The following is a 19,065-nucleotide window of genomic DNA, read 5'->3' on the forward strand; positions in this document are numbered from 1 at the left end:
GCTGCCTGATGTCCGGTTTGGGCAGCCAGCTCCCCGCACTCAGCGAGGTTTGTGTCCGACGCCGGTGCCTGGCACCGTCTGCCGGGCACCGGTGCTGACAGCCCCCGTCCGGGGCGGGGCGAGGGCGTCATCGGGGCCGCTGGGTCTAAGGTCGGTGCATGGACCTGACCATCGGCTATGCCGCCATGCTCGAGCAGTTTCACCCGACCGACATCATCGCCCTCTCGGAGTTCGCGGAGACGCAGGGCTTCAGCGGGGTGATGGCGGCCGACCACTTCCAGCCGTGGGTCCCGCAGCAGGGCCAGAGCGCGTTCGTGTGGAACGTGCTGGCGGCTCTGGGGGAGCGCACCCGTGGGGACATCGGCCCCGGAGTGACAGCGCCGACGTTCCGCTGGCACCCGGCGATGGTCGCCCAGGCCTCGGCCACGCTCGCGGCGATGTACCCGGGCCGGCACTGGCTCGGGCTCGGGTCGGGGGAGGCGCTCAACGAGCACATCACCGGTCAGTACTGGCCCGAGGCGCCGGAGCGGATCAACCGGATGTTCGAGGCGATCGACATCATCAAGAAGCTCTTCACGGCCTCCCTGGCGGGCAAGGACGTCAAGCACTCCGGACCGTTCTACAAGCTGGAGTCCACCCGGCTGTGGACCATGCCCGAGGTGGCCCCGGAGATCCTCGTCGCCACCGCCGGGCCGGTCACGGCCAAGCGCGCGGGCAAGCACGCGGACGGGCTGATCACCGTGGGCGCGCCGCTGGAGAAGATCGCGATGCTCTTCGGCAAGTTCGACGACGGCGTGCGGGAGTCCGGGCGGGACCCGGAGACCATGCCGAAGGTCCTCCAGATCCACCTGTCCTGGGCCGAGACCGACGAGCTGGCCATGGCCAACGCGATGACGGAGTGGCCCAACGGCGGCATGAAGTTCCCCAAGGCGGACATCCGCTCACCTTTCGAGTTCGAGCAGATCGCCAAGCTCGTGCGCCCGGAGGACTTCGAGGGCCGGATGGTCATCTCGGCGGACCCGGACGTGCACCGGGCGAACATCCAGAAGTACGTCGACCTCGGGTTCGACCGGATCTACCTGCACAACGTGGGCCGCAACCAGCGCGAGTGGATCGAGACCTTCGGCCGAGACGTGCTGCCCAAGCTCACCCGGTGACCTCGCACGCCGACCCGTCCGACGCCGACCCCTTCGACGCACCCGAGACGGAGCATGAGACGCAGCTGCGCATCTGGGCGCCCGCGGGCATCGGCGAGGTCCACGACGGCGACGACCTCGCCGCCGTGCTCGGCCCCGCCCTGGGGGACCTGCGCGACGGCGACGTGCTCGTGGTGACGAGCAAGATCGTGTCCAAGGCCGAGGGGAGGATGATCTCCGCGGCCGACCGTGAGCAGGCCATCACGGACGAGACCGTCCGCGTCGTCGCCACCCGCGAGCACCCCGGCGGGCTGCTGCGGATCGTGGAGAACCGCTTGGGCCTCGTCATGGCCGCCGCCGGGGTCGATGCGAGCAACACTCCGGAGGGCACCGTGCTGCTGCTCCCGCTCGACCCGGACGCCTCTGCGCGCCGGCTCCGCGCCGCCGTCCTCGAGAAGCATGGGGTCAGCGTGGGTGTCGTGGTCTCCGACACCTCGGGGCGCGCCTGGCGCAACGGCCTGACCGACATCGCGATCGGCGCCGCCGGCCTCGCGGTGCTCGACGACCTGCGCGGCGGGACGGACTCCCACGGACGCGAGCTCACGGTCACCGTGACCGCCGTCGCCGACGAGATCGCCGCCGCGGCCGAGCTGGTCAAGGGCAAGTCCGCCGGGCGCCCGGTCGCGGTCGTGCGCGGCCTGGCCCAGCACGTCCTGCCCGGCGACGGCCCCGGCGCGCGGACGCTCGTCCGCGACCCCGACCAGGACATGTTCCGCGAGGGCAGCGCCGAGGCGTACGCCCGCGGGTGGGCGGATGGGCGACTATCGGCTGCTGAGAAGTGAACCGGAGCCCGCATAAGTGCTTATATTGACGCACTTATAAGCGCTTGTGAGATCTCAGCCTGCGCTCGTCGAGATGAGATAGAGGATGGCCGCCGCCGAGATCGTCCAGCTCGTGAGGCTGCCGATGAGGAAGGTCTCAGCTGCCGAGCCCACCCCCCGGTCGGCTGAGATCTCGGGGAATCGCACGATCCCCTTGGCTGCGAGCAGCCCTGCGATGACAGGGTAGGCGCCGCCGAGCGCAGACGTGACGATGAGGTAGCGCTCGAGGGGGCCGATGAGTCGTCCTCCCTTGAGCGGGCTTGCAGGAGGGGTGAGGTCGACACGGGTGTCGCGTCGATCGACCGATGCCAGCCGTCGTCGCCCGACGCGCAGGTCCCAGCTGGACCCGCCGTCGACCGTGCTGGTCGCCCGCAACTCGTCAGGACGTGTCGCCGTGCTCCCCCCGCCGTCGATCGAGCTGGCCCCCATGACAGGGGGATCGTCGCGGCCGATCCGTGCCGCGCCGGTGGTCGGCTGGACGAGCCCGATGGCGGCCCGGCTGATGAGGTTGGCGCTCTGGGCGAGGAAGACCAGTACCGCGAGCGCAGCCAGAACCGTCGCCGGTGTCACCGAGTCGAGTGCTGGGTGGGTGACGCGTTCGTAGGCGGCGAGGAGGAAGGCCGGGGATCCTGCCGGTGCGGATCCAGACACTGCTGGGCTGGCAAGAGTCGTGCACGCCACGACGGCGAGAAGGACGAGCACCGGCCACATGCGTTGTCTGCGAGACGGGTCGGTCGGCATGGCCGTCGCCCAGCCGACTGCCAGCAGCGCGCATCCGAGGACGTGCCACGGCGAGATCCCGAGGCCGACGATGGTGAGGGTGGCCACGGTCACCAGGACAGCTGCCGTCCCTGCACGTGCGAGGCGCTGCGTCCGTCCTGACCTCACGATGTCGACGAGGCCGATGAGGAGCAGGAGCACCGACGCGGTCATCGGGGAGTCAGCTCGTCGAGTACCTGGTGGGCTGCGACGAGTGCGGCTCCGCCCGATCGCTGGAGGCTCTGGGACACCGCGGACTGGGAGATCCCCTCGTCGGTCGCGAGATCGGTCTGCCGTCGGCCGAGCAGGGCACCAGCGGCGATCCGTCGCTCACGAGTGGTCATCCTGCGGATCGCGTGATCTCGGACGAGCAAGTAGGAGTTGACGACTGCTGTGGTCTCCGGATGAGAGCCGTCCGAGGCGAACCAGGTGCGCAGATAGGGATTGGCCTTGTCCTCCCGGGCGTGGGCCTCGACGATCGCCTCGCGGGCGAACCACCATGCCGACCCGTCCTGGATCGTGGTGTCATGCCCGACCGTCCTCACCTCTCCCATGCCCAGTCCGAAGCGGCAGTCCAGCTCGGGAGGGAAGAGCAGCTGAGCGATCGCCGTGGCCCGCAGGGAGTCGCCGACATGGTCGAACACCGCCTGGAACTCGTCTCCGACCGTCGCCCACAGGGGGTCGCGGAAGGGGCGCGTCGCGTGGACAGTCGAGAAGACCTCGAGGACCTCGTTCTGGGCGGCCTCTCGGTCATCGAGCGTGCGTGATCCGACGATGTCCACGATGAGCGCTACTGCAGAGGCTGACATGCCATAAGCATATCGCTTATATGCCACCACATATAAGTGCTTGAGTGACGCGGTATGTGGGGCAATGTGGTCAGGCGCCGGAGCTGCGGGCATCGCCCCAGGGCTCCGACACCTTCGCCATCTCACCCCCTCGCCGCCGCATCGCCGCGACCACCCGGGCCACCAGCCGCTCCGGGTAGCGCAGCACGTCGTCGGCCGTGGCGGTGATGATGAGCCACCCGGCGTCCTCGAGGCGCTGGCGCCGCTCGATGTCGCGGCGCCAGGCGGCGGGGTCGGTGCGGTGGACGTCGCCGTCGTACTCGATCGCGATCTTGAGGCGGTGGTACTGGAGGTCGGGCAGCGCGACGAAGCGCCCGGCGTCGTCGTAGACGGGGGTGTTCACCTCCGGGCAGGGGAGCCCGGCGGTGACCAGGACCAGCCGGGTGCGGGTCTCCATGGTCGAGTCGGTCCCGGGGACGAGGAGCCCGAGCGCCGCCCGGCACGCGGCCAGGCCGCGCATCTTGTGGGTGGCCAGCATGAGCCCTTCGAGCCGCCCGAGGTCGGTGACCGGTTCGCGCCTGCGCAGCATCGCGTCTCCGAGCACGACGACGTCGGTGATCGGCAGGCAGTGCGCCAGCTGCAGCCACGTCTGCTCGGGTGAGGTCACCGGCAGCGCGCCCACCTGCACGACGTCGAGCGCGGCCTGGGTGCACAGGTGCGCCGCGATCTCGGGCCGGTGCGGGCGGGTCTCGCGCCGGCGGGTCGTCACGTGCACGAGGGGGTCGGACTGCAGGCGCCACGGGATCTCGACCCCGTGCAGGGCGAGCGCGGTGGAGTGGCTGAAGGCGGCGTCGTCGGGCAGGATCGCGAGCGCCGCGTGGCACCGGGCGTCGACCGACGCCGGGCTGGGCCCCTCGACCCGGACCCCGTGGAAGGGTGCGGCGTACTTTCGCGAGCGCATGGTGGCCCGGGTGAGCCCGAGGGCGAGTCCCTGCCGGATCGTGAAGGTGTCCATCCCTCATCCTCGGCCCGCCCGCCGGCCCCCGCTCCGAAAGGCCCCCCACCTGTGGACAACCCTCCGCTGAGTGCGGTCGAACGGCTGCCGGATGTCCGGTGTGGGCAGCCAGACGGCCGCACTCAGCGGAGGGGTGAGGGCGGCGGGCGGGGCGGGATGGGGGCGGCGGGCGGGGCTGGCTGGGGGCGGCGGACGGGGCTGGGGCGGGCGTCAGGGGCGGAGGAGGACCTTGGTGGCGCGGCGCTCGTCCATCGCGGCGTAGGCCTCGGCGACCTCGGACAGGGGGAGCTCGAGGTCGAAGACGCGGCCCGGGTTGATCGCCCCGGAGAGCACCTCGGGGAGCAGCTCCTCGATGTACCCGCGCACCGGTGCGACACCCCCGGCGACCGCGATGTTGGAGTTGAACAGCGTCCGGATCGGCAGCTCCGGGCCGCCGTTGGGCACCCCGACGTAGCCGACCGTGCCGCCGGGACGCACCGACCGGATGGCCTGGTCCATCGACTCCTCCGTGCCCACGCACTCGAGCACGCAGTCCGGCCCGATGCCGTCGAAGAGCTCCTTGACGCGCTCCACGCCCGCGTCGCCGCGCTCGGCGACGATGCCCGTCGCCCCGAACTCCAGGGCGATCGCCTGGCGGTCGGCGTGCCGGGACATGGCCACGACCTGCGAGGCGCCGAGCCGCTTGGCGGCGAGCACCGCGCACAGCCCGACGGCGCCGTCACCGACCACGACGACCGTGCTGCCCGCGGTGACCCCGGCGGACAGCGCGGCGTGGTGGCCGGTGCCCATGACGTCGGCGAGGGTGAGCAGGGAGGGGACGAGCGCGTCGTCGGGCACGGTGGGGGTGGGGACGAGGGTGCCGTCGGCGAGGGGGACCCGGACACGCTCGCCCTGGGCGGCGTCGACCGGGTGGCCGTCGCGGTCGGTGGACCCCCACCACCCGCCGTGCAGGCACGAGGTGCTCACGCCGTTGGCGCAGTTCAGGCAGGTGTTGTCGCAGAAGTAGAAGGGGGCGATGACGAAGTCGCCGGGGACCACCGCGCGGACCTCCGTGCCCACCTGCTCCACGATGCCGACGAGCTCGTGCCCGATCCGGCGTGGGTGCGAGACCGGGGCGACCCCGCGGTAGGACCACAGGTCCGAGCCGCAGACGCAGGCTGCGACCACCCGGACCACCGCATCGGTGGGGAGGACGATCTGAGGATCGGGGACGTCGTCGAGGCGAACGTCGCGCTCGCCGTAGATCACTGTTGCGCGCATGGTGGCCAGTCTAGGTCGCTAGCGCGTTGCCTTCGCCGCCCGGGCGGCGGCCTTCGCGGCCTGCTTCGTCTCGCGCACCTGGCGCAGGCTCACCTCGCCGGTCACATCGGCGATCGACCGGCGGGCACCGTCCTCACCATAGGGGCCCGCGGCCTCGCGCCAGCCGGCCGGCTGGACGCCGTACTGCTTGCCCAGCAGGGCGAGGAAGATCCGGGCCTTCTGCTCCCCGAAGCCCGGCAGGGCCTTGAGCCGCCGGAGCACCTCGGCGCCGTCGGGGGTCCCCTCGGTCCACAGCCGGGTGACGTCGCCGTCGTAGGTGGTCTCGATCGCTGCGGCCACGCCCTGGATCCGCCCAGCCATCGCCCCGGGGTAGCGGTGGACCGCCGGCGGCGTGGCGCACAGCGCCACAAAGTCCTCCGGTGCGGCTGCCGCGATCGTGCGGGCGTCGAGGGACCCCATCCGGTCGGCGATCTTGCGCGGACCGGCGAAGGCGAGCTCCATCGTCACCTGCTGGTCCAGGAGCATGCCCAGGAGCAGCGCGAACGGATCGCTCGAGAGCAGGTGGTCGGCTTCGGGGTCGCCGGTGAGCCACAGGTCGGGTGTCATCGCCCCATCATGGCAGCGGTGGGCGGTCCGCACCCGACCGGCCCGCGTTGTCCCTGGCCGCCCGGATGTGGTTCGGTGAACCATGACACACACGAACGATCCCGCCGTGGTCGCCCGGCTGCTGACCGAACCAGGCCGCTGGGCTGTGGTCGGCCTCTCCGACAACCCGGCGCGCGTCGCCCACGGCATCGCCGGCTACCTCCAAGGACTGGGCATGGAGATCGTCCCGGTCCACCCCAAGGCCGAGGAGGTGCGCGGCGCTCGCGGCTACCCGACGCTCGCCGACGTCCCGGGCCCGATCGACGTCGTCGACGTGTTCGTGCGCTCCGAGCTGGCCGGCGCCGTGGTCGACCAGGCGATCGCGGTCGGAGCCCGGGCCGTGTGGTTGCAGCTCGGCGTGATCGACGAGGCGGCCGCCGAGCGCGCGGCCCGGGCGGGCCTCGACGTCGTCATGGACACCTGCCCGGCGATCGAAGCGCCGCTGCTGACCGGGTCCCGCTGAGTCAGGACACCGGGTGGGGGACGCGCAGGACGCGGACCTCGCCGCGCGGAACCGTGACCGAGCCGACGACGGCGGCCCCGGTGAGCAGGTCCGTCACCTCGGCGCCCGCCACGACCGGAGCGTCGACCGTGAGGTCGGCGTCGCTGTGGTTGACCGCGAGCACATAGTCCGCGTCGCTGCCCACCCGGCGCATGACCTCGAGCTCCTCCGGCAGCCCGCTCGGGGCGAGACCGGCGTCGGCGTAGACGGCGCCCAGGACGGTCGCCAGGGCGTCGACGTCGAGCTGGGTGGACAGGTACCAGCCGGTGCCTGACCCGAGGGTGTTGCGGGTGACCGCGGGCGCGCCCTGCGCCGGCCCGTCGAGGTAGGTGCCCACCACGCTCGCCCCGGCCAGGGTGAGGTCGTCGGCCCACACCGACCCTTCCAGGACCCCGGACAGACCGGGAGCCACGTCCGCGCCGTCGAGCGCCACCTGGAGGGTCTCGCCCTCGCGCAGCGGCAGAAACTCCTCGACGCTGACACCGAGCGCGTCGCGCAGCGGCGCGAGGAACCCGCCCTCGTGCACGGCGTCGTTCTCATCGACGATCCCGGAGAAGAACGAGACCAGCAGGACGCCGCCACCCTCGACGTAGCGGGTGAGGTTCGCCGCGGACTCCGCGGTGAGCAGGTACGACGCCGGAGCCACCACGAGCTTGTACCCGGACAGGTCCTGGGACGGGTGGGCGAAGTCGACGGCCACGCCGTCGCGCCAGAAGCGGTCGTAGAAGGTGTTGATCCGCTCGCGGGCGCTCACGTCGACGGACGGGCGCCACTCCAGACCCTGGGCCCACATCGACTCCTGGTCCCAGAGCAGGGCGACGTCGGTAGTGACACGGGAGCCGACGAGCTCGCTCGCGGCAGCCAGGTCGGCGCCGAGGGCCACGACCTCGCGCCAGACCCTCGAGGAGGTGCCGGCGTGCGGGAGCATCGCGCCGTGGAATTTCTCGGCGCCGGAGCGGGAGGCCCGCCACTGGAAGAACATGACCGCGTCCGCGCCGCGTCCCACGTGGGAGAAGGCGTTGCGGGCCATCTCGCCCGGGCGCTTGGCGACGTTGCGCGGCTGCCAGTTCACGCCCGACGGCGAGTGCTCGAGCAGCATCCACGGCTTGCCGCCCGCGACGGACCGGGTGAGGTCGGCGGCGCGGGCCAGGCCCACCTCGCAGCGTGGGTCGGCGGCGGTGAGGTAGTGGTCGTTGGAGACCACGTCGACCTCGCGGCCCCAGGCGAACAGGTCGGTCGAGGGGCACTCGGCCGCCATGAAGTTCGTGGTCACCGGCGCCTGGGAGCGGGCGTGCAGCGCGTCCCGCTCGGCGGTGAAGCACGCGAGCAGGGAGTCGTTGGTGAAGCGCGCGAAGTCCAGGCGCTGGGCGGGGTTGGCGACCGACGGCGTCGCCGCGGGGACCCCCACGTGCTCCCACTCGCCGTAGACCTGACCCCAGAAGCGGGTGCCCCAGGCGGCGTTGAGCCCGTCGAGGGAGCCGTAGCGGGCGAGCAGCCACTCGCGGAAGGCGGCGGCGCTGGCGGGGGAGTAGTCCTCCGAGACGGGAGCGCCGTACTCGTTGTGCACGTGCCACAGGGCCACCGCAGGGTGGGCGCCGTAGCGGTCGCCCAGCTGCTCGGTGATCCGCAGCGCGGCCGCCCGGTAGGCGGGGGAGGACGGAGAGGCCATGCCGCGCGAGCCGAAGCCCAGCACGGTGCCCTCGCGGGTGACGACCCGGGCCTCGGGGTAGGTGTGGAAGAACCACGCGGGCGGGGACGCCGTCGGGGTGGCCAGGTCGATCCGGATGCCGTGGGAGTGCAGCAGCTCGACGAGTCGGTCCAACCAGGCGAAGTCGAACTCGCCCTCGCGCGGCTCGAGCAGCGCCCAGCTGAAGATGCCGATGCTCACGAGGGTGACCCCGGCCTCACGCATGAGGGTGACGTCCTGCTCCCAGACCGCCTCGGGCCACTGCTCGGGGTTGTAGTCCCCTCCGTAGCAGATCGAGTCGACGCCGGTCAGCCATCCCTCGAAACGGGGGCCGACCGGACGGGGCTGGGCAGACGTCATGTCACTCCTTAGGTGCAATCCTGTGCACGATCACAGTTGTTCTCGGCCGTGCATCAACTAGGTAACACGATCAATGACCGTCTTGACAAGCCAGGTCGAGATGCAGGTACTGTGACCGTGCACAGTTTTTCACATCGTCGTGAGGCGCCTCGGCACAGACCAGGCGCGGGCGACGGTCCTTAACGAGGAGGATTCATGCGCCTGACCACAGGTTTCAAGGCAGCGGCTGCGCTCGCAGCAGCAGCGCTCCTGGTCACCGGTTGCTCGAGCAGCGACGACACGGCCAACGGCTCGCCCGGGAAGGCATCGGGGGAGAAGGTCGAGCTGACCTTCTGGACCTGGGCCCCGAACATGGACAAGGTCGTCGCTCTCTGGAACGCCGAGAACCCCGACATCCAGGTCACGGTCAACAAGCAGGACGGCGGCGACCCCGCTGTCACGAAGCTCCTGACCGCGATCAAGGCGGGCTCTGGTGCCCCCGACATCATGCAGGCCGAATACCAGAAGATCCCCACCCTGGTCTCCTCGGAAGCCCTCGCCGACATCTCCGCCGAGGTCCCGGCCGACGTCGCCGAAGGTTTCCCTGACGGCGTCTGGAACGCAGTGACGCTCGGCTCCGAGGCCGTCTACGGCGTGCCGCAGGACTCCGGCCCCATGCAGTTCTACTACCGCGCCGACGTCTTCGAGAACCTCGGGGTCGCGGTACCGACCACCTGGGACGAGTACGCCGTGGCGGCCGCGGCGATCCACGCAGCCGACCCGAACGTGTACCTCGGGACGTTCTCCGCCACGGACGCGGGCTGGTTCACCGGCCTGGCGCAGCAGGCCGGCGCCTCCTGGTGGGGCATCGACGGCGACGCCTGGACCGTCTCGATCGACGACGAGGCGACCCAGAAGGTCGCCGGCTACTGGGGCGGCCTCGTCGAAGAGGGCGTCATCAACAACAAGCCGATGTACACCCCGGAGTGGAACGCCGCACTGAACAACGGCACCGAGGTCGGATGGCTGTCCGCGGTGTGGGCTCCTGGAGTCCTCGAGGGCAACGCCCCCGACACCCAGGGCACGTGGAAGATGGCGCCGATGCCTCAGTGGGACGCTTCTGCGCCGGCCACCGGCAACTGGGGTGGGTCGGCCACCGCCGTGACGTCGCAGTCCGAGCACCCCGTCGAGGCCGCTGAGTTCGTCACCTGGCTCAACACCTCTCAGGAGTCGGTGAACGCGCTCGTCGCCGAGGCCGGCATCTACCCGGCGTACTCACCGGCCCAGGCCGGTGCGCTCGCCGAGCCGCCCGCGTTCTTCTCCAACCAGCCTGACTTCTACGAGATCGCCGGCGAGACCGCGAAGACGGCCGGGAACTTCACCTACGGCCCCAACGTCAACGTCGCGTACTCCGCGTACAACGACGAGTTCGGCAAGGCGGCCGAGGCCAAGTCGCAGACGCAGTTCCTCGACGCGGTCACCGCGATGCAGAAGGTCACCGTGGAAGACCTCAAGAACTCCGGGTTCGGCGTCAAGGAGTAGCACCACCGGCCGCCCGCCTCCTCGCGGAGGCGGGCGGCCGCCGTCGGGCACGGTCCACGTGACCCTGCCCGACCCAGGCTTCCCGCACCACCTCGATGAAGCATCACCCGACCTGAGGTCGAAGGAGAGAACGTGAGCACCACCCACCCGCGTGCGGTCACCGCACCACCGACAGTCCCGGCCCGCCGCCGCAATCCCGGGATCCGGCGCAAGTCAGCCGCCCCCTGGGCGTTCCTCGCCCCCGCGATCGTGCTGTTCGCGCTGTTCCTCGCCCTGCCCATCGGCTACGCGGTGTACCTCAGCTTCCGCGCGGAGAAGGTCAGCGGCCTCGGCCTGGGCAAGGGCGCACGCACCGAGGTGTGGAACGGCGTCACGAACTACGTCAATGCGCTCTCCGACCCCGAGTTCCTCGCGTCGGTGGGGCGGGTGGGGCTCTACGGCCTGCTCGTCGTCCCGATCATGCTCGGACTTGCCCTCCTCTTCGCCCTGCTGCTCGACGCCCGTCGCAGCCGGGCCAAGACGTTCTCGCGCATCTCGATCTTCCTGCCCTACGCCGTCCCGGCGGTGATCTCCTCGCTGCTGTGGGGCTTCCTCTACCTGCCCGGCGTCAGCCCGTTCTACTACGTCTTCGACAAGCTCGGCTGGGAGGTGCCCTCCCTGTTCTCCTCCGACCTGGTGATGTTCGCGGTCGCCAACATCGCCATCTGGGGCGGAGTCGGATTCAACATGGTGGTCATCTACACCGCGCTCAAGTCGATCCCGACCGAGCAGTACGAGGCCGCCGAGCTGGACGGGTGCTCGCAGATCCAGATCGCCACCCGCATCAAGATCCCCTCGGTCATCCCGTCGATCATCATGACCTGCGTCTTCTCCCTGATCGCCACCCTCCAGGTGTTCGCCGAGCCGACGACCCTGAAGCCGTTGAGCAACACGATCTCGAGCACGTGGACGCCGTTGATGAAGGTCTACCGCGACGCGTTCGTGCGCGGAGACCTCAACTCGGCTGCGGCGACCTCGGTGATCATCGCCCTCGCAACCTTTGTCCTCTCGTTCGGGTTCTTGCGGCTCGTCCAGAACCGCGCCTTCGGCCAGGAGAAGTGACCATGACCGTACAGACCCACACTCCTGGCACCCGCTCCGGCGTGCCCGCCCGCCAGACCCCCGAAGCCCGACGCCGGACCTCGCGCGCGAGTCGCACGACCACGCGCGGAGCCGGCGAACGCCCGAGCGGCAGCGCCACAGCGATCCTGCTCGTCGGTGCGGCGTACTGCCTGCTGCCCGTCGCCTGGGTGCTCGTGGCCGCGACGAAGTCCGGGAGCGAGCTCTTCTCCTCCTTCACCTTCGCCCCCTCGACGTACCTCTTCGAGAACATCGGTGACCTCGCGGCCTACCGCGACGGGTTGTTCTGGCGCTGGATGCTCAACACCGCGCTCTACGCCGGCGTCGGGGCGCTGCTGTCCGTCGTCGTCTCCGCGATGGCCGGCTACGCGCTCGCCAAGTACAGCTTCCCCGGCAAGTCCGCCGTCTTCAACGTCCTCCTCGCCGGCGTCCTGGTCCCGGGCGTGGTGCTCGCCATCCCCCAGTACCTGCTGCTGGCCCAGGTCGGCCTGACCAACACCTACTGGGCGGTCCTGCTGCCCTCGATCATCAGCCCCTACGGGATCTACCTGGCCCGCATCTACTCCGCGGCCTCGGTTCCCGACGAGATCGTCGAGGCCGCACGCACCGACGGTGCGAGCGAGACCCGCACCTTCCTGCAGGTCGCGGTGCCCATGATGATGCCCGGCCTGGTGACGGTCTTCCTCTTCCAGTTCGTGGCCATCTGGAACAACTTCATGCTGCCGTACATCATGCTCGGCGACGACAAGCTGTTCCCGCTCACCGTGGGGCTGTCCGGGCTGCTCAACCAGGGAGCGTCCCAGCCGGCGCTCTACACCCTCGTCATCACGGGTGCGCTGCTGTCGATCATCCCCCTGGTTGCGCTGTTCCTCGTGCTGCAGCGCTACTGGCAGGTCGACCTGGCCGCCGGTGGAGTGAAGGCCTGAGTCATGTCAGTAGACTCTCGTCCTGTGAAGGAATCGGGCAAGTCCCCCGGTGGCGCGTCGAAGCGCCGTCCGACGATCCGCGACGTCGCGGCCGCCGCAGGAGTGTCCCGTGGGACGGTCTCCCGGGTGATCAACGGTGGCCACTGGGTCTCCGCTGACGCGCTGGCGGCCGTCAACGAGGCGATCCGGACCACCGGCTACTCGGCCAACCAGCACGCCCGCAGCCTGGTGACTGGCCGGTCCAACTCGGTCGCGTTCATGCTCACCGAGCCTCAGCACCTGCTGTTCGAGGACCCCAACTTCTCGATCCTGCTCCGGGGCGCCGCTCACGAGCTCGCCAAGCGGGAGATCCCGCTGCTGCTCATGCTCGCCGGCACCGCGGAGGAACGGCGCCGGATCGCCTCCTACGTGGCGGCCGGTCACGTCGACGGCGTGCTGCTCATCAGCTCCCACCAGGGCAACCCCATGGTCGGTGAGCTCCTCAAGCACAAGATCCCCACCGTGGCCTGCGGCGTCCCGCTCGGCTACGAGGGCAAGGTCGGCTACGTGGCGGCCGACGACCGCGCCGGTGCGCGCACGATGACCCAGCACCTGCTGGACATCGGGCGCACCCGGGTGGCCACGATCACCGGGCCGCTCGACACCCCGGGGGGGACCCTGCGGCTGGACGGCTACCGGGACGTGCTCGGGGAGGACTTCGACGAGAGCCTCGTCGCCCACGGGGACTACTCCCGCGAGAGCGGGCGGCTCGCCATGCTCGAGCTGCTCGAGCGCCGACCGGACATCGACGCGGTCTTCGTGGCCTCCGACCTCATGGCCGCCGGTGCGCTCGTCGCGCTGCAGGCCTCGGGTCGGCGGGTGCCGCAGGACATCGCCGTGGGCGGGTTCGACGACTCGGGGGTGGCCGCCGCGCTGCACCCGGCGCTGACGACCATGCGCCAGCCCTTCGAACGGATCAGCGCGGAGATGGTGCGCCTGCTCCTCGAGGTGATGGACGGCGAGGACCCGGCGGCGATGACGTTGCAGACGTCGCTGGTGGTGCGGGACTCCGCCTAGCCGAGCCTCTAGCAGCGCCGATGGACCGCCCCTGGTGTTGGGCGGTCCATCGGTCGGGCTGGGGACTGGTCGGCTCCCTCACTCCATCGACGTGATGCCCTCGTACAGACCGAGTGTGTTGCCCTCGGTGTCCTCGAGGACTGCCCACCAGCTGGTCGGAGAGATCTCCGTCTTCCCCATCATGACCGTGCCGCCGAGCGCGGCGGCCTGCGCGAGGGACTCGTCGATCGAGTCGACCTCGACGTAGCTGCGCGGCGTGGTGAAGCCGTCCTCGCGGGGGGCGAGACCGCCTCCGCTGATCTTGTTGGGGGCCTGCCACATGGGGTAGCCCTCGAAGCCCGGGACCTCCTCGATCTTCCAGCCGAAGAGCGAGCTGTAGAACGTCGTGGCGCGAGGGATGTCGTCGACCGGGATGTCGATGTGGGTGATGTCGCCGTGTGCCATGTCTGTCTCCGCTCTCTGTGCCGCTCGGTGTGCCGCTGCGGCTGCCGATTCCTGACTGGCGCCCGGTGGTGCGCCATGCCGTCCACGCTACGGCCGGTCCCGCCGGACGACCTCTGGACGCGTTGACGAGTCCGACGAGAAGGAGGTCGCCGGTCGCGTCAGATGAGGCAGGCCTTCTTGAAGGCTGCCGTGCATGTCGGACGGCGCCTGTTCGCCGCAGCCGTGGCCTGCATGAACTCCTCGAAGGCGTCCTCGCGACCGGCGGCGATCGCAGCGACCCGCATCTGCACGAGCAGCCGAGCGGCGGCGGAGTACGCACGGCGGTCGGTGACGGTCAGGGTGCTCGTGACGAGGTCCGTGTAGATCGGCAGGGTGTCAGCCGGTGCGGTCAGAGCCCGCCGGGTGCACAGCTCCTCCCAGTACCGGGTGGCGGCCTCCGGGTGCGTGAGTGCGAAGTCCCACGCAGCGTGGTCGCGCGCCTCGGTGAGCAGGACGGAGAGGTAGGACTGCGGGGACCGGGCGGACAGCACCGCCTCGGCGTCCTCGCGTCGAGACTCCCAGTCACCGGCCTCGGCAGACACGACACGCAACGCCCCGAAGGTGGCCGAGGTCGGGTCGAGGTCGAAGTGGTCCTGGCGGAGCTCGACGGCCCGGCCGATGTCGTCGGTCTCCCGCGCTGCCAGCGCCGCCCGATCGACGAGCGAGACGTGTCGGTGCCCGCGCGGCATCGCCAGTCCTCGGTAGGCGTGGACGACGGCGAGGTCGTGCAGGCCGGCCTCGTCCAGCGCCGTGACCACGGCAAGCGCCTGATGCTGCGCGGTGAGGTCTCCACCGAAGGCCTCGACGATCTGGTCGGCCTCACCCGAGAGGATCGCCAGCCTGCCCCGAGCATGCTCGACGGCGAAGCGGTGCTTGCCCGCCTCGGCGGTCCGCTCGACCAGAGTCGAGTAGGTCTCGAGCCCGGCCGCCTCGAGGACGTCGCCGTAGGCGTCGACCTCGGGGTTGAAGAAGTCCTGGGTGTCGGAGAAGGCGAACTTGTGCAGCCACGTCGCGAGCCGGCGTTGCGCCTTGCGATCGAGGGTCCCGGCCAGGCCCGCCGCCACGACGGCGTGCGACTTGAGCAGGCTGCGCACCTGGCTGCCCTGGTACCCGGAAGAGTCGTCGCTGCGCATGATGGTCCGCACCGTGAGGGTGAGGGCTCGTTCGACGACCGTGAGCAGCTCGGGAGAGGGGTGGTGCTCGGCCATCTCCTCGATGACCGCGATGAGGGGTTCGGCCTCTGCCGCATAGACGTTCGCGTGGCGGTACTCGTAGAAGGACCGCCGTGGTTTGAGCGTCTGCTCCACCTCCGCGGCGAGCTCGGTCACGTCGCCGGTCGCCCCCAGGTACTCCTGGGCGACGAACGCGTCAAAACCGTCCACCCGGGTGAGAGCGCCTTCTACGACCGCGAGCAGGTCGGCTTGTGACAGGCCGCGCAGCCAGCCGAGGGGAGAGGCCTCCGGGGGACCCCGTCGTGCGGCGGCTCCGGCGGGGGGTGCGTCACCGGTGATGCCGTCGGCCTCGTCAGCGGCCAGGGTGCCCTCCTCGATCGCGATGACGACCGCGACGATGTGCTTGCACAGCGCCCCGGTGACCCCGACCGGGCAGGTGCACGACCACGTGGTCCCGGCCAGCACCACCTGGTAGAGATCGGTGCCCTGGACCTCCGCGCGGACGGTTCCCTCGCGGGCAGCAGTGACCACGACGCGGTTGGTGCGGGCGTAGGCCCGGCCGCGGGAGATCGTGGCCGGATCGGTCAGGTCGGGGAGGGCATGGATGGTGAGCACGGACCCATTGTCTCCGCAGCGCTCACTCTCCGAACACCAGCACCGGCCGCCCGGTCCGGGGGTGGGTGAGCACCTCGCACCGCACCCCGTACACCGGCTCGAGGACCGCGGGCACGAGCACCTGCGCCACGGTCCCCGCGGCGACCACCCGCCCGTGAGCGAGGAGCACCACGTGGTCGCAGGCCCCGGCCGCGAGGTTGAGGTCGTGCAGCGCGGTGAGCACGGTGACCCCGTCGGCTGCGAGCTTGCGCAGCACGGTCATCACGGCGAGCTGGGCGGCGATGTCGAGGTGGTTGGTGGGCTCGTCGAGCAGCAGCAGCGGGGTCTCCTGGGCCAGCGCCCGGGCGACGTGCACCCGCTGGCGTTCCCCGCCGGACAGGGTCCCGAGCGACCGCTCGGCCAGCTCGGCGACCCCGGCGCGGGCGAGCGCCTCGCGGGCCACCGCGACGTCGGCCCGGGAGTCCCCGGCCAGCAGCGACCGGTGCGGGATGCGCCCGAGCAGGACGGCGTCGAGCACGCTGAGCGGCAGGTCGGTCGTGGAGTCCTGCTCGACGAAGGCGAGCCGGCGGGCCCGGCGGCGCCGGCCCAGCGCCAGCAGGTCCTCGCCGTCGTGCACCACCCGGCCGGCGTCGGGGGACTGCACGGCGGCGAGCACGCGCAGGAGCGTCGACTTCCCCGATCCGTTGGGCCCGATGAGGCCGGTCACCGCTCCGGTGGGGGCCGTGCAGTCGATGCCGTCGACGATGAGCCTGGACCCGACCGACCACGTCACCCGGTCCACGGAGAGCCCGCTGGTGGCAGAGACCCCGCCGGTGGCAGAGAGCCCGCCGGCGGGGGAGGTCTCGCTCATACCCGCTCCCTCCCGCGCCACAGGATCACCGCGAAGACCGGCGCACCGAGGGCCGCGGTGATGATCCCCACGGGCACCTCGCGCGGGGCGAAGACCGTCCGGGCGAGGGTGTCCGCCCACACGAGGAACGTCGCCCCGCACAGGGCGGACAGCGGCAGCAGCAGCCGGTGCCGGGCGCCGGTGACCAGCCGCACGGCGTGCGGCAGGATCAGCCCGACGAAGCCGATCGACCCGGACACCGACACGAGCGCCCCGGTGAGCAGCGCGACCGCGACGAGGAGCACCCACCGGGTGCCCTTGACCGACACCCCCAGGGCCGACGCCGCGGTGTCCCCGAAGGTGAAGGCGTCCAGCACCGATCCGCTGAGCGCGAGCGGCACGCCGAGCACGAGGACGGCGCCGGCTGCGATCGCGACCGAGGACCACGTCGCCCCGGCCACCGAGCCCATGAGCCAGGACAGGATCTCCCGGTAGGTGTCCCCGGTCGCCGACCAGAAGATGATGAACGACGTCGCGGCCGCGCACAGCTGGCTGACCGCGAGGCCGGCGAGGATCGTCCGGGTGGGAGTGATGGTCCCGAGCGCCCCGGCCAGCCCGAGGGCCGCGGCCAGGGCGAGCACGGCTCCGGTGAAGGCCGCGACCGGGAGCAGCACGCTCAGCCCGAGCACCAGCACGGCGACCGCGCCGAGGGAAGCCCCCGAGGACAGTCCCAGGAGGTAGGGGTCGGCGAGCGGGTTGCGGGTCAAGGACTGCATGACCACCCCGCACAGCGCGAGCCCCGCCCCGACCGCGGCGGCCGTGAGCACCCGGGGCAGGCGCAGCTCCCACACGATGCCGTCCCGCAGCCGGCTCAGGGGGTCGACCGCGACCGCCTCGCCCACGCCGAGGCCGTGGGTGACGTGCCAGGCGATCGATCGCCACACCTCCCCGACGCTCAGGTCCGCCGTCCCGATCGTCACCGTCACCAGCACCGTCACCACGAGCGCCGCGGCGGCCCCGCTCAGCCACACGACGGGGCGCGGTGCGCGCCGTCGTGCACCGGCGGGCGCAGCACCGGACGCAGCACCGGGCGCGGTACTGGGTGCCTCGGTGCGGGAGGTGGCGGTCATGGTCAGCCCGCGGCGCCCGGGGCGAGGGGGAGCGCGTCGAGCTGGGCGACGACGTCGGCCGCGGCCGAGACGTTGCGGACGCCGGCCTCGGTGGCCGGGAACGGGACCACGACGTAGGACTCGTTCAGCACGGCGGTGAGGTTCGCGGTCGCGGGGTTGGACTCGAGCTGGGTGATCTTCTTCTCGGTCGACCCCCACGCGGAGTCGACGAGCACGATGACGTCGGGGTCGGCGTCGATGACCTCTTCCCAGGAGAACGGTCCCCAGGTGTCCTGGACGCCGGCGGCGATGTTCGTCAGGCCGGCGGTGTCCATGATCATCTGCGGTGCGCCGATGCCCGCCCCGACGTAGGGGATGTCGGAGCCGGAGGAGTACCACAGGGCGGTGAGGCCGCGGTCGTCGGGCGTGATGGCGGCGAGCTCGGCGCGCTGGTCGGCCACGAGCGTGGCGGCCGCGTCGGAGGCGTCGAAGATGGCGGCGACCTCGGTGATCTCGGCGAAGACGTCGTCGAAGGTCAGCGGGTTCGGCTGGTAGGCGGCCTCCTTGCAGGCGGAGGGGGAGACGTACGTCGCGACGCCGAGGGTGGCCAGGGTCGCGCGGTCGCCGGCGCTCTCGGCGGTGAGGTTGGACTCCCAGCCCGCGTAGACGAGGTCCGGCTCGACCTCGGTCACGGCCTCGGGTCCGGGGGCCTTCTCGCTCAGCGGGGTGGCGATCGCCGGGTTGGTCGCGGCGGCGTCGGTGAGCCAGTCCGCGACGGGGCCGTCGGGGAAGGCCGTCGCGGCGATCGCGTCGGTCAGGCCGAGGGCGAGGAGCATCTCGGTCGTGGAGGACTTGATCGTCAGGACCGTCTCGGGGGCCGCGTCGAAGGTCACCGAGAAGCCGCAGTTGTCCAGGGTGAGCGGGTAGGTGGTCGGTCCTGTTGTCGCCTCGCCGCTCGCGGCGGACGACGCCGACTCCGACGGGCCGGCCGGGGCGGGCGAGGAGCACGAGGCCAGCACGAGGGTGAGCCCCGTCGCGACGGCGAGGACAGGGGCAGCAGTACGGGTGCGCAGCACGGGGGATCTCCGGATGAGGGGGGTGTCAGCGGGAGGCGCGGCTACGGCGCACCGAGGATCAGCGCCCCAAGTCCGGGCCGCACCACCAGACCAAATCAGGTCCAGGATCAGCACCAACACTACTCG

General features: G+C 71.2%; 18 protein-coding genes. 7 read left to right on the forward strand and 11 right to left on the reverse strand.

Annotated elements, in window-relative coordinates; all coding sequences use genetic code 11:
• The first annotated feature begins 158 nt into the window (after window positions 1-158).
• Both ACWA15_RS06950 and ACWA15_RS06955 read left to right on the forward strand, forming a co-directional pair.
• Window positions 159-1,157, forward strand: coding sequence for a TIGR03557 family F420-dependent LLM class oxidoreductase (locus tag ACWA15_RS06950; protein WP_464058800.1), 999 nt, complete (start codon window positions 159-161; stop codon window positions 1,155-1,157).
• Between the two features lie 65 nt (window positions 1,158-1,222).
• Window positions 1,223-1,978, forward strand: a complete 756-nt coding sequence (locus ACWA15_RS06955; RefSeq protein ID WP_464059433.1) for a coenzyme F420-0:L-glutamate ligase — start codon at window positions 1,223-1,225, stop codon at window positions 1,976-1,978.
• A 54-nt stretch (window positions 1,979-2,032) separates the two neighbouring features.
• On the opposite strand, the gene ACWA15_RS06960 is transcribed toward ACWA15_RS06955, so the two are convergent.
• The 5 genes from ACWA15_RS06960 to ACWA15_RS06980 all read right to left on the reverse strand — a co-directional run bounded on the left by ACWA15_RS06960 (window position 2,033) and on the right by ACWA15_RS06980 (window position 6,445).
• Window positions 2,033-2,950 (reverse strand): hypothetical protein, encoded by a 918-nt coding sequence (locus ACWA15_RS06960; protein ID WP_464058801.1) that lies wholly within the window; start codon window positions 2,948-2,950, stop codon window positions 2,033-2,035.
• Window positions 2,947-3,585, reverse strand: a complete 639-nt coding sequence (locus tag ACWA15_RS06965) for a SatD family protein (protein ID WP_464058803.1) — start codon at window positions 3,583-3,585, stop codon at window positions 2,947-2,949. The genes ACWA15_RS06960 and ACWA15_RS06965 overlap by 4 nt, the downstream gene beginning before the upstream one ends.
• A 70-nt stretch (window positions 3,586-3,655) precedes the next feature.
• Window positions 3,656-4,579, reverse strand: a complete 924-nt coding sequence (locus ACWA15_RS06970; protein WP_464058804.1) for a hypothetical protein — start codon at window positions 4,577-4,579, stop codon at window positions 3,656-3,658.
• Between the two features lie 210 nt (window positions 4,580-4,789).
• Window positions 4,790-5,839 carry a zinc-dependent alcohol dehydrogenase family protein gene (locus ACWA15_RS06975; RefSeq protein ID WP_464058806.1) on the reverse strand — a complete coding sequence of 350 codons (1,050 nt, stop codon included), beginning with the start codon at window positions 5,837-5,839 and terminating at the stop codon, window positions 4,790-4,792.
• 18 nt (window positions 5,840-5,857) lie between these two features.
• Complete coding sequence (locus ACWA15_RS06980; protein WP_464058808.1) at window positions 5,858-6,445, reverse strand: HhH-GPD-type base excision DNA repair protein; 588 nt, start codon at window positions 6,443-6,445, stop codon at window positions 5,858-5,860.
• Window positions 6,446-6,527: 82 nt separating this feature from the next.
• Between ACWA15_RS06980 and ACWA15_RS06985 the strand changes: the two genes are divergently transcribed.
• Window positions 6,528-6,947 (forward strand): CoA-binding protein, encoded by a 420-nt coding sequence (locus ACWA15_RS06985; RefSeq protein WP_464058809.1) that lies wholly within the window; start codon window positions 6,528-6,530, stop codon window positions 6,945-6,947.
• Window position 6,948: 1 nt separating this feature from the next.
• Here ACWA15_RS06985 and ACWA15_RS06990 read toward each other — a convergent pair whose 3' ends face one another.
• On the reverse strand, window positions 6,949-9,033 hold the full coding sequence (locus ACWA15_RS06990; protein ID WP_464058810.1) for a beta-galactosidase: 2,085 nt from the start codon (window positions 9,031-9,033) through the stop codon (window positions 6,949-6,951).
• A 195-nt stretch (window positions 9,034-9,228) separates the two neighbouring features.
• Here ACWA15_RS06990 and ACWA15_RS06995 point away from each other — a divergent pair, with 195 nt between their 5' ends.
• The 4 genes from ACWA15_RS06995 to ACWA15_RS07010 all read left to right on the forward strand — a co-directional run bounded on the left by ACWA15_RS06995 (window position 9,229) and on the right by ACWA15_RS07010 (window position 13,655).
• Entirely contained in the window at window positions 9,229-10,554 is a 1,326-nt protein-coding gene (locus tag ACWA15_RS06995) for an ABC transporter substrate-binding protein (protein ID WP_464058811.1), read from the forward strand.
• Window positions 10,555-10,755: 201 nt separating this feature from the next.
• Complete coding sequence (locus tag ACWA15_RS07000; protein WP_464059434.1) at window positions 10,756-11,655, forward strand: carbohydrate ABC transporter permease; 900 nt, start codon at window positions 10,756-10,758, stop codon at window positions 11,653-11,655.
• Window positions 11,656-11,657: 2 nt separating this feature from the next.
• Window positions 11,658-12,599, forward strand: a complete 942-nt coding sequence (locus ACWA15_RS07005) for a carbohydrate ABC transporter permease (RefSeq protein WP_464058813.1) — start codon at window positions 11,658-11,660, stop codon at window positions 12,597-12,599.
• Between the two features lie 3 nt (window positions 12,600-12,602).
• Window positions 12,603-13,655 (forward strand): LacI family DNA-binding transcriptional regulator, encoded by a 1,053-nt coding sequence (locus ACWA15_RS07010; protein WP_464058814.1) that lies wholly within the window; start codon window positions 12,603-12,605, stop codon window positions 13,653-13,655.
• Between the two features lie 78 nt (window positions 13,656-13,733).
• Here the strand turns inward: ACWA15_RS07010 and ACWA15_RS07015 are convergent, their stop codons facing one another.
• From ACWA15_RS07015 to ACWA15_RS07035, 5 genes are all read right to left on the reverse strand, one after another.
• Window positions 13,734-14,099, reverse strand: coding sequence for a VOC family protein (locus ACWA15_RS07015; protein WP_464058815.1), 366 nt, complete (start codon window positions 14,097-14,099; stop codon window positions 13,734-13,736).
• Between the two features lie 158 nt (window positions 14,100-14,257).
• Window positions 14,258-15,925 (reverse strand): SWIM zinc finger family protein, encoded by a 1,668-nt coding sequence (locus tag ACWA15_RS07020; RefSeq protein WP_464058816.1) that lies wholly within the window; start codon window positions 15,923-15,925, stop codon window positions 14,258-14,260.
• A gap of 22 nt (window positions 15,926-15,947) precedes the next feature.
• The gene (locus ACWA15_RS07025) at window positions 15,948-16,775 is read right to left on the reverse strand and encodes a putative F420-0 ABC transporter ATP-binding protein (protein WP_464058818.1); all 828 of its coding nucleotides are present in this window, start codon (window positions 16,773-16,775) and stop codon (window positions 15,948-15,950) included.
• Window positions 16,772-17,884: a putative F420-0 ABC transporter permease subunit gene (locus ACWA15_RS07030; RefSeq protein WP_464058819.1), complete on the reverse strand. Its 1,113-nt coding sequence runs from the start codon at window positions 17,882-17,884 to the stop codon at window positions 16,772-16,774. The genes ACWA15_RS07025 and ACWA15_RS07030 overlap by 4 nt, the downstream gene beginning before the upstream one ends.
• A 2-nt stretch (window positions 17,885-17,886) precedes the next feature.
• A complete protein-coding gene (locus ACWA15_RS07035) occupies window positions 17,887-18,939 on the reverse strand; it encodes a putative F420-0 ABC transporter substrate-binding protein (protein ID WP_464058820.1) in 1,053 nt (350 codons plus the stop codon).
• Window positions 18,940-19,065: the final 126 nt, after the last annotated feature.

It is taken from the genome of Sanguibacter sp. TS_SC_8, from assembly GCF_055361235.1.